Genomic DNA, 15642 nt, shown 5'->3' with positions numbered 1-15642 from the left:
GTTTAGAGGCCAATAGCTCAATTGGTAGAGTATCGGTCTCCAAAACCGAGGGTTGGGGGTTCGAGACCCTCTTGGCCTGCCAAATAAAAAATTAACCGGCCCTGTGCCGGTTAATTTTTTTGCATTTTTTTAGTAATAATTTAAACCATTGCATGAGTGAGATAGTGCGACTTTGATGCTGTGGTGAGTGAGTAAAGATGACTGAACATACATCTGAACATAAAGCAGAAAAGTCGGGTCAGCTTGTAACATCCGGCAATCATTCTACGCCGCCTAAGCGAGAAGGGCTGCTTTCCTATTTTAGAAACTCATGGTCTGAGTTTAAAAAAGTTGTTTGGCCTGCGCGAGATGATGCAGTTAAGATGACGATCTTCGTCGTTATATTTGTTTCAATCTTGGCAGTATTTATTTATGCGGCAGACAGCGCTATTTCATGGCTGTTTTTTGATGTGTTGTTGAAGAGGGGGTAAAAATGTCAAAACGTTGGTATGTTGTGCAGGCTTATTCCGGCTTTGAGAAAAATGTCCAAAAGACATTAAAAGAGCGCATTGCTCGCGAAGGTATGGAGGGTTATTTCGGTCAGATCCTTGTTCCTGTTGAAGAAGTGGTCGATATCAAAAATGGTCGAAAAACCATTAGTGAGCGTAAGTTTTATCCAGGCTATGTCTTGGTCGAAATGGAAATGACTGATGACTCATGGCATTTGGTGAAAAGCACCCCCCGTGTTTCAGGCTTTATTGGTGGTACGGCAAATAAGCCTACTCCGATTTCTCAAAGAGAAGCTGATGCAATCTTGCAACAGGTTCGTTCTGGGGTTGAGAAGCCTAAGCCTAAGGTTGAATTTGAAGTTGGACAGCAAGTTCGTGTAAACGAAGGGCCTTTTGCTGACTTCAATGGTATTGTAGATGAAGTGAATTATGAGCGTAATAAATTGAGGGTTTCTGTTCAGATTTTTGGTCGTGAAACCCCGGTTGAGCTAGAGTTTGGTCAAGTGGAAAAGATTTAAGTTTTTAAATCTCTTGAAAAAAAATCTCTAAGCAAATACAATGCTAAATTCTTTTTGGGAAGCGGAAATGGTTCCGCGCTATACCCGTTTTTAGGAGTCCTACTAAGTGGCAAAGAAAATTATCGGCTACATCAAACTGCAAATTCCTGCAGGTAAAGCCAATCCATCTCCCCCAGTTGGTCCTGCTTTGGGTCAACGTGGTCTGAATATTATGGAATTCTGTAAGGCATTTAATGCTGCAACTCAAGGCATGGAGCCTGGTTTGCCGATTCCAGTTGTCATTACTGCATTTGCGGATAAATCATTCACTTTTGTGATGAAAACTCCTCCGGCTTCTATTCTGTTGAAAAAAGCTGCTGGTCTGCAAAAAGGTAGTTCTAATCCTCTGACAAATAAAGTGGGTAAATTGACCCGTGCTCAGTTGGAAGAAATTGCTAAAACTAAAGAACCAGATTTGACTGCGGCTGACTTGGATGCTGCCGTTCGTACTATTGCTGGTTCTGCTCGCTCAATGGGCTTGGATGTGGAGGGTGTTGTATAATGGCTAAAGTATCTAAACGCTTGAAAGCTTTGCGCTCTTCTGTTGAAGCCAATAAATTATATGCGATTGATGAAGCAATTGCTTTGGTCAAAAAAGCAGCAACTGCTAAATTTGACGAGTCTGTCGACGTATCTTTCAACTTAGGTGTTGATCCGCGTAAATCTGACCAAGTTATCCGTGGTTCAGTCGTTCTGCCTAAAGGTACCGGTAAAACAACCCGCGTAGCAGTATTTACTCAAGGTGCAAATGCTGATGCAGCTAAAGAAGCTGGTGCTGATGTTGTCGGCTTTGAAGATTTGGCTGCTGAGATCAAAGCAGGTAATCTGAACTTTGACGTTATTATTGCTTCTCCTGATGCAATGCGCATTGTTGGTCAATTGGGTACCATCTTGGGTCCACGTGGCTTGATGCCAAACCCTAAAGTGGGTACTGTTACTCCTAATGTGGCTGAAGCAGTTAAAAATGCAAAAGCAGGTCAAGTGCAATATCGTACAGACAAAGCTGGTATCGTTCATGCAACTATCGGTCGTGCTTCATTTGCTGAGGCTGATTTGAAAGAGAACTTTGATGCATTGTTGGATGCTATCGTTAAAGCTAAACCTGCTGCTGCTAAAGGTCAGTACCTGAAAAAAGTTGCTGTATCCAGTACTATGGGTTTAGGTGTTCGCGTTGATACATCAAGCGTGAATAACTAATCTAAGAAATTTTCAAGCAACTCTTTCTGAGTTGCTTGAATTTGGGCTACTTAGAATTAAGTAGATGTCCAAGACCGTAGGGATCGCAAGATTTAATCGTAACTGCCCTACGCAGACGGTAGTCCTGAAACACATTGCAAGATTGCTTGTAAGATGTCTTTTTAGGTTACCGCGCTGGTGGGATATCATTCAGATATCCTGTTTATAAACAGTGGGAGGTAGACCTTGAGTCTCAATATTGAAACCAAGAAAGTAGCCGTAGAGGAAATCAGCGCAGCAATTGCTAACGCTCAGACTCTCGTGGTTGCTGAATATCGCGGTATCAGTGTTTCCAGCATGACTGAGCTTCGCGCTAATGCGCGTAAAGAAGGCGTTTACTTGCGCGTTCTGAAAAACACATTGGCTCGTCGTGCAGTAGAGGGTACTTCATTCGCAGCTTTAGCTGATCAAATGGTTGGTCCGTTGGTTTATGCTGCTTCTGAAGATGCTGTTGCTGCTGCTAAAGTGCTGCACCAATTCGCGAAAAAAGATGACAAGATTGTAGTTAAAGCCGGTTCTTACAATGGTGAAGTAATGAATGCTGCTCAGGTTGCTGAGTTGGCTTCTATTCAGAGCCGCGAAGAGCTGTTGTCCAAACTGTTGTTCGTTATGCAAGCTCCTGTATCAGGCTTTGCGCGCGGTTTGGCTGCTTTGGCAGAGAAAAAAGCAGGCGAAGAAGCCGCTTAATCAATTTTGTTTCTGTTAATCAATTATTTTTTAATACAATATTTGGAGTATAAATAGCATGGCTATTACTAAAGAAGACATTTTGGAAGCAGTTGGTTCTTTGACCGTAATGGAATTGAACGACTTAGTTAAAGCTTTTGAAGAAAAATTCGGTGTTTCTGCTGCTGCAGTTGCAGTTGCAGGTCCTGCAGGTGCTGGTGCAGCTGCTGCTGAAGAAAAAACTGAATTTGACGTAGTATTGGCTTCTGCCGGTGACCAAAAAGTTGGCGTGATTAAAGTAGTTCGCGCAATTACTGGTCTGGGTCTGAAAGAAGCTAAAGACATCGTTGACGGTGCACCTAAAACTCTTAAAGAAGGTGTTTCTAAAGCTGAAGCTGAAGACATCCAAAAACAACTGGAAGAAGCCGGCGCTAAAGTCGAAATCAAATAATTTGATGCTTCCCGTGAAGGCTGGCAGTTATCTGCCAGCCTTATTTTGCTTGTTGTTATTAGGTTAATTTGATATTTACATTTATTTGCAATTTATTCGTAAGTTAAGTTTAAATAAATGTAAATATCACAAACAATAGGCGTTATTTCAGACGACCTCTTTCTTTAAAAATTGCTTTTCGGAGTGTATATGAACTATTCGTTTACCGAGAAAAAACGTATCCGTAAGAGTTTTGCAAAACGAGAGAACGTATTGGACGTTCCCTTTTTGTTGGCAACACAAATTGATTCTTATGCGAAATTTCTGCAATTAGAAAATGCTTTTGATCAGCGTACTGACGATGGTCTGCAGGCTGCATTTAATTCTATTTTCCCTATCGTAAGCCATAACGGTTATGCGCGTCTGGAGTTTGTGCATTACACGCTGGGTGAGCCTTTGTTCGATATTCCTGAATGTCAATTGCGAGGAATCACTTATGCCGCACCTCTGCGTGCGCGTATCCGATTGGTTATTTTAGACAAGGAAGCGTCTAAACCGACAGTCAAAGAAGTTCGTGAAAATGAAGTGTACATGGGCGAAATCCCATTGATGACTCCAAGCGGTTCGTTTGTCATTAATGGTACCGAACGTGTAATTGTTTCTCAGTTGCATCGTTCTCCCGGTGTGTTCTTTGAGCATGACCGTGGTAAAACCCATTCTTCCGGTAAATTGTTGTTCTCTGCTCGAATCATTCCTTACCGTGGTTCGTGGTTGGATTTCGAATTTGACCCGAAAGATCTGCTGTATTTCCGTATCGACCGTCGTCGTAAAATGCCGGTTACGATTTTGTTGAAGGCTTTGGGCTACAACAATGAGCAGATCTTGGATATTTTCTACGATAAAGAAACGTTCTATCTGTCTGAAAATGGTGTTCAAACCGATTTGGTTGTAGGTCGTCTGAAAGGTGAAACTGCCAAAGTTGATATCTTAGATAAAGAAGGCAACGTATTGGTTGCTAAAGGTAAACGCATTACCGCAAAAAATATCCGTGATATTAGCAATGCGGGATTAACCCGTTTGGATGTGGAGCCGGAAAGCCTGATTGGCAAAGCCTTGGCCGCGGATTTGATTGATCCTGAAACGGGTGAAGTATTGGCTGTTGCCAACGATGAAATCACTGAAGAGTTGTTGGCAAAATTTGATATCCATGGTGTAAAACAGCTTACTACGCTTTACATTAATGAATTGGATCAGGGTGGCTATATTTCCAATACTCTGCGCACTGATGAGACTGCTGATCAGCAAGCAGCGCGTGTTGCGATTTACCGCATGATGCGCCCGGGCGAGCCGCCTACCGAGGAAGCTGTCGAGCAATTGTTTAACCGCTTGTTCTTCAGTGAGGACAGCTACGATTTGTCTCGCGTAGGCCGTATGAAATTCAATACGCGTACTTATGAGCAAAAATTGTCTGAAGTACAACAGCAGTCTTGGTATGGCCGTTTGTTGAACGAAACTTTCGCAGGTGCTGCCGAAAAAGGCGGTTATGTCCTGAGCGTCGAAGATATTGTTGCCTCTATTGCTACTTTGGTTGAATTGCGTAACGGTCATGGCGAAGTGGACGATATTGACCACTTGGGCAACCGTCGTGTGCGTTCGGTAGGTGAGTTGACTGAAAACCAATTCCGCAGCGGTTTGGCTCGTGTGGAACGTGCCGTAAAAGAACGCCTGAATCAAGCGGAATCAGAAAACTTAATGCCGCATGATTTGATTAATGCGAAACCTGTTTCTGCCGCCATCAAAGAATTCTTCGGCTCAAGCCAATTGAGTCAGTTTATGGACCAGACCAACCCCTTGTCTGAAGTAACCCATAAACGCCGTGTATCTGCGTTAGGCCCGGGTGGTTTGACCCGTGAACGTGCCGGTTTCGAGGTGCGAGACGTGCATCCGACTCACTATGGTCGCGTATGTCCGATTGAAACGCCTGAAGGTCCGAACATTGGTTTGATTAACTCATTGTCCGTCTATGCACGTACCAACGATTATGGTTTCTTGGAAACCCCTTACCGCCGCGTTATCGACGGCAAAGTAACCGAGGAAATCGATTACTTGTCAGCTATCGAAGAAGGCCGCTATGTGATTGCTCAGGCGAATGCTGATTTGGACAAAGACGGTAATTTGATTGGTGACTTGGTCACTTGTCGCGAAAAAGGCGAAACCATTATGGCAACGCCTGACCGTGTGCAATATATGGACGTGGCAACCGGTCAAGTGGTATCCGTAGCGGCATCCCTGATTCCGTTCTTGGAACACGATGATGCGAACCGTGCATTGATGGGTGCCAACATGCAACGTCAGGCCGTACCGTGCCTGCGTCCTGAAAAACCGATGGTTGGTACCGGTATTGAGCGTTCTGTTGCCGTTGACTCTGCTACCGCAATCGTTGCCCGTCGCGGCGGTGTGGTTGAGTATGTTGATGCCAACCGTGTTGTGATTCGTGTTCATGACGATGAAGCGACTGCCGGTGAAGTGGGTGTCGATATTTACAACTTGGTTAAATTCACCCGTTCCAACCAATCTACCAACATTAACCAACGTCCTGCCGTCAAAGCAGGCGACGTTTTGCAACGCGGCGATTTGATTGCTGACGGTGCATCCACTGATTTGGGCGAATTGGCTCTGGGTCAAAACATGACCATCGCCTTCATGCCATGGAACGGTTATAACTATGAAGACTCAATTCTGATTTCTGAAAAAGTGGCTGCAGACGACCGCTATACTTCGATTCACATTGAGGAATTGAATGTCGTTGCCCGCGATACCAAGCTGGGTGCGGAAGATATTACCCGCGATATTCCGAACTTGTCCGAGCGTATGCAAAACCGTTTGGATGAATCCGGTATTGTTTATATCGGTGCGGAAGTGGAAGCAGGCGATGTGTTGGTAGGTAAAGTAACGCCTAAAGGCGAAACCCAACTGACTCCTGAAGAGAAACTGTTGCGCGCCATCTTTGGTGAAAAAGCATCTGACGTAAAAGACACTTCGTTGCGTATGCCTACCGGTATGAGCGGTACGGTTATCGACGTTCAAGTCTTTACCCGAGAGGGTATCCAACGCGACAAACGTGCTCAATCCATTATTGATTCCGAGCTGAAACGTTACCGTCAAGACTTGGGTGACCAGTTGCGTATTTTTGATAACGATGCATTCGACCGTATTGAGCGTATGATCGTTGGTCAAAAAGCCAACGGTGGTCCGATGAAGCTGGCCAAAGGCAGCGAAATTTCGACGGAATATCTGGCGGGTCTGCCTAGCAAACACGATTGGTTCGATATCCGTTTGTCTGATGAAGATTTGGCCAAACAATTAGAACTGATTAAATTGAGTCTGCAACAAAAACGCGAAGAAGCGGACGAGTTGTACGAAATCAAGAAGAAAAAACTGACCCAAGGCGACGAATTGCAGCCTGGCGTACAAAAAATGGTGAAAGTCTTTATCGCCATCAAACGCCGTCTGCAAGCCGGTGACAAAATGGCGGGCCGCCACGGTAACAAAGGTGTGGTATCGCGTATTCTGCCAGTGGAAGACATGCCTTACATGGCGGATGGTCGTCCTGTGGACATCGTACTGAATCCGTTGGGTGTACCTTCCCGTATGAACATCGGTCAGATTTTGGAAGTTCACTTGGGCTGGGCTGCAAAAGGTATCGGCGAGCGTATCGACCGTATGCTGAAAGAGCAACGCAAAGCCAGCGAGCTTCGCGAGTTCTTGAACAAACTCTACAACGGCAGCGGTAAGAAAGAAGATTTGGACGCTCTGTCTGATGAAGAAATCATCGAACTGGCTTCCAACCTGCGTAAAGGCGCATCTTTCGCATCGCCGGTGTTTGACGGTGCGAAAGAATCCGAAATCCGCGAAATGCTGAATTTGGCTTATCCGAGCGATGATCCTGAGGTCGAAAAACTGGGCTTTAACGACAGCAAAACCCAAATCACACTGTATGACGGACGCTCAGGCGAACCGTTTGACCGTAAGGTCACAGTAGGTGTGATGCACTATCTGAAACTGCACCACTTGGTTGATGAAAAAATGCACGCGCGTTCTACCGGTCCGTACAGTCTGGTTACGCAACAGCCTTTGGGCGGTAAAGCTCAGTTCGGTGGTCAACGTTTCGGTGAGATGGAGGTTTGGGCGCTGGAAGCATACGGCGCAGCCTACACACTGCAAGAGATGTTGACCGTGAAGTCCGACGACGTAACAGGCCGTACCAAAATGTACGAGAACATTGTCAAAGGCGAACACAAAATCGATGCCGGTATGCCTGAGTCCTTTAACGTATTGGTTAAAGAGATTCGCTCACTGGGCTTGGATATCGATTTGGAGCGTTACTAAACAGAAGTTTTCAGACGACCTCTCTCTAGGTCGTCTGAAAAAGCGGTTGCAGAATAAGAATGAATGAATCGGAATCTGAACAGATCAGGTCGTCTGAAACCGCAACGTACCGTTTCTAATATCGAAAATCCGCCACGCGGTAAAAATACTTCCTTCAAGGAGCAAAAATGAATTTGTTGAACTTATTTAATCCGTTGCAAACTGCCGGCATGGAAGAAGAGTTTGATGCCATCAAAATCGGCATTGCTTCTCCCGAAACCATCCGCTCATGGTCTTACGGCGAAGTTAAAAAGCCTGAAACCATCAACTATCGCACGTTCAAACCTGAGCGCGATGGTCTGTTCTGCGCCAAAATCTTTGGTCCGGTTAAAGACTACGAATGCTTGTGCGGAAAATATAAACGCTTGAAATTTAAAGGTGTAACCTGTGAAAAATGTGGCGTGGAAGTGACTTTGTCCAAAGTACGCCGCGAACGCATGGGTCATATCGAATTGGCCGCACCTGTCGCACACATTTGGTTCTTGAAATCTTTGCCTTCTCGTTTGGGCATGGTGTTGGACATGACTTTGCGCGACATCGAGCGCGTATTGTACTTTGAAGCATTTGTTGTGACCGACCCCGGCATGACTCCGCTGCAACGCCGTCAATTGCTAACTGAAGATGACTACTACAACAAACTGGACGAATACGGCGACGATTTCGATGCCAAAATGGGTGCGGAAGGTATCCGCGAATTGTTGCGCACCTTGGATGTAGCAGGCGAAATCGAAATCCTGCGCCAAGAGCTTGAGTCGACCGGTTCAGATACCAAAATCAAAAAAATCGCCAAACGCTTGAAAGTGTTGGAAGCCTTCCACCGTTCCGGTATGAAACTGGAGTGGATGATTATGGACGTGCTGCCAGTATTGCCGCCTGATTTGCGTCCTCTGGTTCCGTTGGACGGTGGTCGTTTTGCCACTTCCGATTTGAACGATTTATACCGTCGCGTCATCAACCGTAACAACCGTCTGAAACGCCTGTTAGAACTGCACGCGCCAGACATCATCGTCCGCAACGAAAAACGTATGTTGCAAGAAGCGGTTGACTCGCTGTTGGATAACGGTCGTCGCGGTAAAGCCATGACCGGTGCCAACAAACGTCCGTTGAAATCATTGGCAGACATGATTAAAGGTAAGGGCGGTCGTTTCCGTCAAAACCTGCTGGGTAAACGTGTGGACTACTCCGGTCGTTCCGTGATTACCGTAGGTCCATACCTGCGTCTGCACCAATGCGGTCTGCCGAAAAAAATGGCTTTGGAACTGTTCAAACCGTTCATTTTCCATAAACTTGAAAAACAAGGTCTGGCCTCTACCGTTAAAGCAGCGAAAAAATTGGTAGAGCAAGAAGTACCTGAAGTATGGGACATCTTGGAGGAAGTCATTCGCGAACATCCGATTATGCTGAATCGTGCGCCGACCCTGCACCGTTTGGGTATTCAAGCGTTTGAACCTATCCTGATTGAAGGTAAAGCCATTCAGTTGCATCCGTTGGTATGTGCCGCGTTTAACGCCGACTTTGACGGTGACCAAATGGCGGTACACGTTCCATTGAGCTTGGAAGCGCAAATGGAAGCGCGTACACTGATGCTGGCTTCAAACAACGTATTGTCTCCTGCCAACGGCGAACCTATTATCGTACCTTCCCAAGACATCGTATTGGGCCTGTACTACATGACCCGCGACCGCATCAATGCCAAAGGTGAGGGTAGCCTGTTTGCTGATGTAAAAGAAGTGCATCGTGCATACCATACCAAACAGGTTGAGCTGGGTACGAAAATCACCGTACGTCTGCGCGAATGGGTGAAAAACGAAGCCGGTGAATTCGAGCCAGTCGTTACCCGTTACGAAACGACTGTGGGTCGTGCATTGTTGAGCGAAATCCTACCTAAAGGCCTGCCGTTCGAATACATCAACAAAGCGCTGAAGAAAAAAGAAATTTCCAAGCTGATTAACGCATCGTTCCGCCTATGCGGTTTGCGCGATACGGTTATCTTCGCCGACCACTTGATGTATACCGGTTTTGGATTCGCAGCCAAAGGCGGTATTTCCATTGCTGTTGACGACATGGAAATTCCGAAAGAAAAAGCAGCCTTGTTGGCTGAAGCCAATGCCGAGGTTAAAGAAATCGAAGACCAATACCGTCAAGGTTTGGTCACCAACGGCGAACGCTACAACAAAGTGGTGGATATTTGGGGTCGTGCCGGCGATAAAATCGCTAAAGCGATGATGGATAACTTGTCCAAACAAAAAGTTATCGATCGTGATGGCAACGAGGTCGATCAAGAGTCATTCAACTCCATCTACATGATGGCGGACTCTGGTGCCCGTGGTTCTGCGGCTCAGATTAAACAGTTGTCCGGTATGCGCGGTTTGATGGCAAAACCTGACGGCTCGATTATTGAGACGCCGATTACCTCAAACTTCCGCGAAGGTCTGACCGTATTGCAATACTTTATTGCGACCCACGGTGCGCGTAAGGGTTTGGCGGATACCGCATTGAAAACCGCGAACTCCGGTTACCTGACCCGTCGTCTGGTAGATGTAACTCAAGACTTGGTCGTTGTTGAAGACGATTGTGGTACTTCAGACGGCTTTGTCATGAAGGCGGTCGTACAAGGCGGTGATGTGATTGAAGCATTGCGCGATCGTATTTTGGGTCGTGTTACCGCGTCTGACGTTGTCGATCCGTCAAGTGGTGAGACCTTGGTTGAAGCCGGTACGCTGTTGACTGAAAAACTGGTGGATATGATTGACCAATCCGGTGTCGATGAAGTCAAGGTCCGTACCCCAATTACTTGTAAAACCCGCCATGGCTTGTGCGCACACTGTTATGGTCGCGACTTGGCACGCGGCAAATTGGTCAATGCCGGAGAAGCAGTCGGCGTGATTGCTGCTCAGTCTATCGGTGAACCGGGTACCCAGTTGACCATGCGTACGTTCCACATCGGTGGTGCGGCATCCCGTGCGGCAGCAGCCAGCCAAGTTGAAGCCAAATCCAACGGTACGGCACGATTCAGTAGCCAAATGCGTTATGTTGCCAACAACAAAGGCGAATTGGTTGTCATCGGACGCTCTTGCGAAGTCGTTATTCATGATGACATCGGTCGTGAGCGCGAACGCCACAAAGTGCCTTACGGTGCGATTTTGATGGTTCAAGACGGTGAAGCCATTAAAGCCGGTCAAACGTTGGCAACTTGGGATCCGCATACCCGTCCGATGATTACCGAACATGCAGGTTGGGTGAAATTCGAGAACGTGGAAGAGGGTGTAACCGTTGCCAAACAAACTGACGATGTAACCGGTTTGTCCACTTTGGTGGTTATTGACGGTAAACGCCGCTCCAGCAGCGCATCCAAACTGTTGCGTCCGACTGTGAAACTCTTGGATGAAAACGGTTTGGAAATCTGCATCCCGGGTACTTCCACTCCGGTATCTATGGCATTCCCCGTGGGTGCTGTGATTACCGTACGCGAAGGTCAGGAAATCGGTAAAGGTGACGTATTGGCGCGTATCCCGCAAGCCTCTTCCAAAACCCGCGACATTACCGGTGGTCTGCCGCGCGTTGCCGAGTTGTTTGAAGCACGCGTGCCGAAAGATGCAGGTATGCTGGCAGAAATTACCGGTACCGTTTCTTTCGGTAAAGAGACCAAAGGCAAGCAACGTCTGATCATCACTGACGTAGACGGCGTGGCATACGAAACTTTGATTTCTAAAGAGAAACAAATTTTGGTGCACGACGGTCAAGTGGTAAACCGTGGTGAAACCATCGTGGACGGAGCTGTTGATCCGCATGATATCCTGCGTCTGCAAGGTATCGAAGCACTGGCGCGTTATATCGTTCAAGAAGTGCAAGAGGTTTACCGCCTGCAAGGTGTGAAAATTTCCGATAAACACATCGAAGTCATCATCCGTCAGATGCTGCGCCGTGTGAATATCGTCGATTCAGGTGAAACTGAATTCATTACCGGTGAACAAGTTGAACGTGGCGATGTCATGACAGCCAATGAAAAAGCTTTGGAAGAAGGTAAAGAACTGGCACGTTACGAAAACGTATTGTTGGGTATTACCAAAGCCTCTCTGTCTACTGACAGCTTCATTTCTGCCGCATCGTTCCAAGAAACGACCCGCGTTCTGACCGAAGCCGCCATCATGGGCAAACAAGACGAGTTGCGTGGTCTGAAAGAGAACGTAATCGTAGGTCGTCTGATTCCTGCCGGTACCGGTTTGACTTACCACCGTAGCCGCCGCCAGCAATGGCAGGAAGCGGAGCAAGAAGCTTCCGAAATCGAAGCAACAGATGAATAATCCGTAGGATGTTTGTTTAAGAGAAAACCGCAAGGCAATACCACTTGCGGTTTTCTTTTTCAGACGACCTGTGTGGATTATCAGTGTCGTTATGAAAAGTACGGTAGGAAGGGTGGCTCTAATAGAGTTGCAAACCGATTTATGCTTGATAAAGGTCGTCTGAACAAAGAGTGCGTATCGTTTGATAACCCTTTATCCATTTCAGACGAACTCAGTTGCTAAATAGTTCTTAGTAAATACAAAATACCAAATTTTCTCTACCGTTTGCTTGACTAAACTCTTGCAATAAAAATATAATTCCACGCTTGCCGACATGGTGTCGGCAAGTATTTAACTCAACAGGACGAGAAAATATGCCAACTATCAACCAATTGGTACGCAAAGGCCGTCAAAAGCCTGTGTACGTAAATAAAGTGCCTGCACTGGAAGCTTGCCCGCAAAAACGCGGTGTGTGCACCCGTGTATACACGACTACCCCTAAAAAACCTAACTCTGCATTGCGTAAAGTATGTAAAGTTCGCCTGACCAACGGTTTTGAAGTCATTTCATACATCGGCGGTGAAGGCCACAACCTCCAAGAGCACAGCGTCGTACTGATTCGCGGCGGTCGTGTAAAAGACTTGCCGGGTGTGCGTTACCACACTGTACGCGGTTCCTTGGATACTGCAGGTGTTAAAGACCGTAAACAAGCCCGTTCTAAATACGGTGCTAAGCGTCCTAAATAATTGCAGGGACTTAAATAGGCACGTCGGCCGCCTAAGCTGAACAACGGCCGAGTAAGTGAATACTCTTTTGGGTATTCATGGGAATTGACCCGACTGAATAGATTAAAGGAAATTAAAATGCCAAGACGTAGAGAAGTCCCCAAGCGCGATGTGTTGCCTGATCCTAAATTTGGCAGCGTCGAGCTGACTAAATTCATGAACGTATTGATGATTGACGGTAAAAAATCTGTTGCCGAGCGTATCGTTTACGGTGCGTTGGAGCAAATCGAGAAAAAAACCGGCAAAGCAGCAATCGAAGTATTCAACGAAGCCATTGCAAACGCCAAGCCTATCGTGGAAGTGAAAAGCCGCCGTGTAGGTGGTGCAAACTACCAAGTTCCTGTTGAGGTTCGCCCTTCACGCCGTCTGGCTCTTGCAATGCGCTGGGTTCGCGATGCGGCCCGCAAACGTGGTGAGAAATCCATGGACCTGCGTTTGGCAGGCGAGTTGATTGATGCGTCCGAAGGTCGTGGCGGTGCGTTGAAAAAACGTGAAGAAGTACACCGCATGGCTGAAGCCAACAAAGCATTCTCTCACTTCCGTTTCTAATTTTGAAAGGCTAATAAAATGGCTCGTAAGACCCCGATCAGCCTGTACCGCAACATCGGTATTTCCGCTCATATCGACGCGGGTAAAACCACTACTACAGAACGTATTTTGTTCTATACCGGTTTGACCCACAAATTGGGCGAGGTACATGACGGTGCGGCTACTACCGACTACATGGAACAAGAGCAAGAGCGTGGTATTACCATTACTTCTGCTGCCGTAACTTCCTACTGGTCCGGTATGGCGAAACAATTCCCTGAACACCGCTTCAACATCATCGACACACCGGGACACGTTGACTTTACCGTAGAGGTGGAGCGCTCTATGCGTGTATTGGACGGTGCGGTAATGGTTTACTGCGCAGTGGGCGGTGTTCAGCCACAATCTGAAACCGTATGGCGTCAAGCTAACAAATACCAAGTACCGCGCTTGGCGTTTGTAAACAAAATGGACCGTCAGGGTGCCAACTTCTTCCGCGTTGTCGAGCAAATGAAAACCCGTTTGCGCGCAAACCCTGTACCTATCGTAATCCCGGTTGGTGCAGAAGATAGCTTCAGTGGCGTTGTTGACCTGCTGAAAATGAAATCTATCATCTGGAACGAAGCTGACAAAGGCACGACCTTTACCTATGGCGATATTCCTGCTGAGTTGGTTGAAACTGCTGAAGAATGGCGTCAAAACATGATTGAAGCTGCAGCAGAAGCCAGCGAAGAATTGATGGATAAATACTTGGGCGGCGATGAGCTGACTGAGGAAGAAATCGTAGGCGGTTTGCGTCAACGTACTCTGGCGGGCGAAATCCAACCGATGTTGTGTGGTTCTGCATTTAAAAACAAAGGTGTTCAACGTATGTTGGACGCAGTTGTAGAATTGCTGCCGGCTCCTACCGATATTCCTCCGGTTCAAGGTGTTAACCCTAATACTGAAGAAGCCGACAGCCGCCAAGCCAGCGATGAAGAGAAATTCTCTGCATTGGCGTTCAAAATGTTGAACGACAAATACGTTGGTCAGCTGACTTTCATCCGCGTTTACTCCGGTGTCGTGAAATCCGGTGATACCGTATTGAACTCTGTAAAAGGCACTCGTGAACGTATCGGCCGTTTAGTACAAATGACTGCTGCAGACCGTACTGAAATTGAAGAAGTACGCGCTGGCGATATCGCAGCTGCTATCGGTCTGAAAGACGTTACTACCGGTGAAACCTTGTGTGCAGAAAGTGCGCCGATTATTTTGGAACGCATGGAATTCCCTGAGCCGGTAATCCATATTGCCGTTGAGCCGAAAACCAAAGCCGACCAAGAGAAAATGGGTATCGCCCTGAACCGTCTGGCTAAAGAAGACCCTTCTTTCCGTGTTCGTACAGACGAAGAATCCGGTCAAACCATTATTTCCGGTATGGGTGAGCTGCACTTGGAAATTATTGTTGACCGTATGAAACGCGAATTCGGTGTGGAAGCGAACATCGGTGCGCCTCAAGTGGCTTACCGCGAAACCATTCGCAAAGAAGTCGAAGCCGAATACAAACACGCCAAGCAATCCGGTGGTAAAGGTCAATACGGTCACGTTGTGATCAAAATGGAACCTATGGAACCAGGTGGCGAAGGCTACGAATTTATCGATGAAATTAAAGGTGGTGTGATCCCTCGCGAATTCATTCCTTCTGTCGATAAAGGTATCCGCGATACCCTGCCTAACGGTATCGTTGCAGGCTATCCAGTAGTTGACGTACGCGTACGTTTGATCTTCGGTTCTTCACACGACGTTGACTCCTCTCAACTGGCCTTCGAATTGGCTGCTTCTCAAGCCTTCAAAGAAGGTATGCGTAAAGCCAATCCTGCTCTGCTTGAGCCAATCATGGCAGTTGAAGTGGAAACCCCTGAAGAATACATGGGTGACGTAATGGGCGACTTGAACCGTCGTCGTGGCGTTGTATTGGGTATGGATGATGACGGTATCGGCGGTAAAAAAGTCCGTGCCGAAGTACCTCTGGCAGAAATGTTCGGTTATTCTACCGACCTGCGTTCTGCAACCCAAGGCCGCGCTACTTACTCTATGGAGTTCAAGAAATATTCTGAAGCTCCTGCCCACGTAGCTGCTGCTGTAACTGAAGCCCGTAAAGGCTAATCAGGCAAAATAGGTCGTCTGAAGGCTGAAATGATTTTTCAGACGACCTCTGTTCTTTAATCGATCTTTAATGTAAAGGAATTAGCTCATGGCTAA

General features: G+C 46.9%; 11 protein-coding genes and 1 tRNA gene. All 12 read left to right on the top strand.

Annotated elements, in window-relative coordinates:
- Positions 1 to 6 precede the first annotated feature (6 nt).
- The 12 genes from NSCA4_RS0104260 to fusA all read left to right on the top strand — a co-directional run bounded on the left by NSCA4_RS0104260 (position 7) and on the right by fusA (position 15546).
- Positions 7 to 82, top strand: a tRNA-Trp gene (locus NSCA4_RS0104260).
- A 115-nt stretch (positions 83 to 197) separates the two neighbouring features.
- Positions 198 to 470, top strand: a complete 273-nt coding sequence (secE, locus tag NSCA4_RS12800; RefSeq protein WP_003742644.1) for a preprotein translocase subunit SecE — start codon at positions 198 to 200, stop codon at positions 468 to 470.
- Positions 471 to 472: 2 nt separating this feature from the next.
- Positions 473 to 1006 carry a transcription termination/antitermination protein NusG gene (nusG, locus tag NSCA4_RS0104255; RefSeq protein WP_003760509.1) on the top strand — a complete coding sequence of 178 codons (534 nt, stop codon included), beginning with the start codon at positions 473 to 475 and terminating at the stop codon, positions 1004 to 1006.
- A gap of 106 nt (positions 1007 to 1112) precedes the next feature.
- Positions 1113 to 1547, top strand: coding sequence for a 50S ribosomal protein L11 (rplK, locus tag NSCA4_RS0104250; protein WP_002220151.1), 435 nt, complete (start codon positions 1113 to 1115; stop codon positions 1545 to 1547).
- A complete protein-coding gene (rplA, locus tag NSCA4_RS0104245; protein WP_016686982.1) occupies positions 1547 to 2242 on the top strand; it encodes a 50S ribosomal protein L1 in 696 nt (231 codons plus the stop codon). The genes rplK and rplA overlap by 1 nt, the downstream gene beginning before the upstream one ends.
- A gap of 225 nt (positions 2243 to 2467) precedes the next feature.
- The gene (rplJ, locus tag NSCA4_RS0104240; RefSeq protein ID WP_016686981.1) at positions 2468 to 2968 is read left to right on the top strand and encodes a 50S ribosomal protein L10; all 501 of its coding nucleotides are present in this window, start codon (positions 2468 to 2470) and stop codon (positions 2966 to 2968) included.
- 58 nt (positions 2969 to 3026) lie between these two features.
- Complete coding sequence (rplL, locus tag NSCA4_RS0104235; RefSeq protein ID WP_003677916.1) at positions 3027 to 3398, top strand: 50S ribosomal protein L7/L12; 372 nt, start codon at positions 3027 to 3029, stop codon at positions 3396 to 3398.
- A gap of 189 nt (positions 3399 to 3587) precedes the next feature.
- Entirely contained in the window at positions 3588 to 7766 is a 4179-nt protein-coding gene (gene rpoB, locus NSCA4_RS0104230) for a DNA-directed RNA polymerase subunit beta (protein WP_016686980.1), read from the top strand.
- Positions 7767 to 7933: 167 nt separating this feature from the next.
- Positions 7934 to 12109: a DNA-directed RNA polymerase subunit beta' gene (rpoC, locus tag NSCA4_RS0104225; protein ID WP_016686979.1), complete on the top strand. Its 4176-nt coding sequence runs from the start codon at positions 7934 to 7936 to the stop codon at positions 12107 to 12109.
- A gap of 353 nt (positions 12110 to 12462) precedes the next feature.
- Entirely contained in the window at positions 12463 to 12834 is a 372-nt protein-coding gene (rpsL, locus tag NSCA4_RS0104220) for a 30S ribosomal protein S12 (RefSeq protein ID WP_002218431.1), read from the top strand.
- A 117-nt stretch (positions 12835 to 12951) separates the two neighbouring features.
- On the top strand, positions 12952 to 13422 hold the full coding sequence (gene rpsG, locus NSCA4_RS0104215) for a 30S ribosomal protein S7 (protein ID WP_003745196.1): 471 nt from the start codon (positions 12952 to 12954) through the stop codon (positions 13420 to 13422).
- Between the two features lie 18 nt (positions 13423 to 13440).
- Positions 13441 to 15546, top strand: coding sequence for an elongation factor G (fusA, locus tag NSCA4_RS0104210; protein ID WP_016686978.1), 2106 nt, complete (start codon positions 13441 to 13443; stop codon positions 15544 to 15546).
- Positions 15547 to 15642 lie beyond the last annotated feature (96 nt).

The organism is Neisseria sicca 4320, from assembly GCF_000193735.1.
Taxonomy (GTDB): domain Bacteria; phylum Pseudomonadota; class Gammaproteobacteria; order Burkholderiales; family Neisseriaceae; genus Neisseria; species Neisseria sicca_E.
This window is presented reverse-complemented; position numbering and strand designations above follow the sequence as displayed.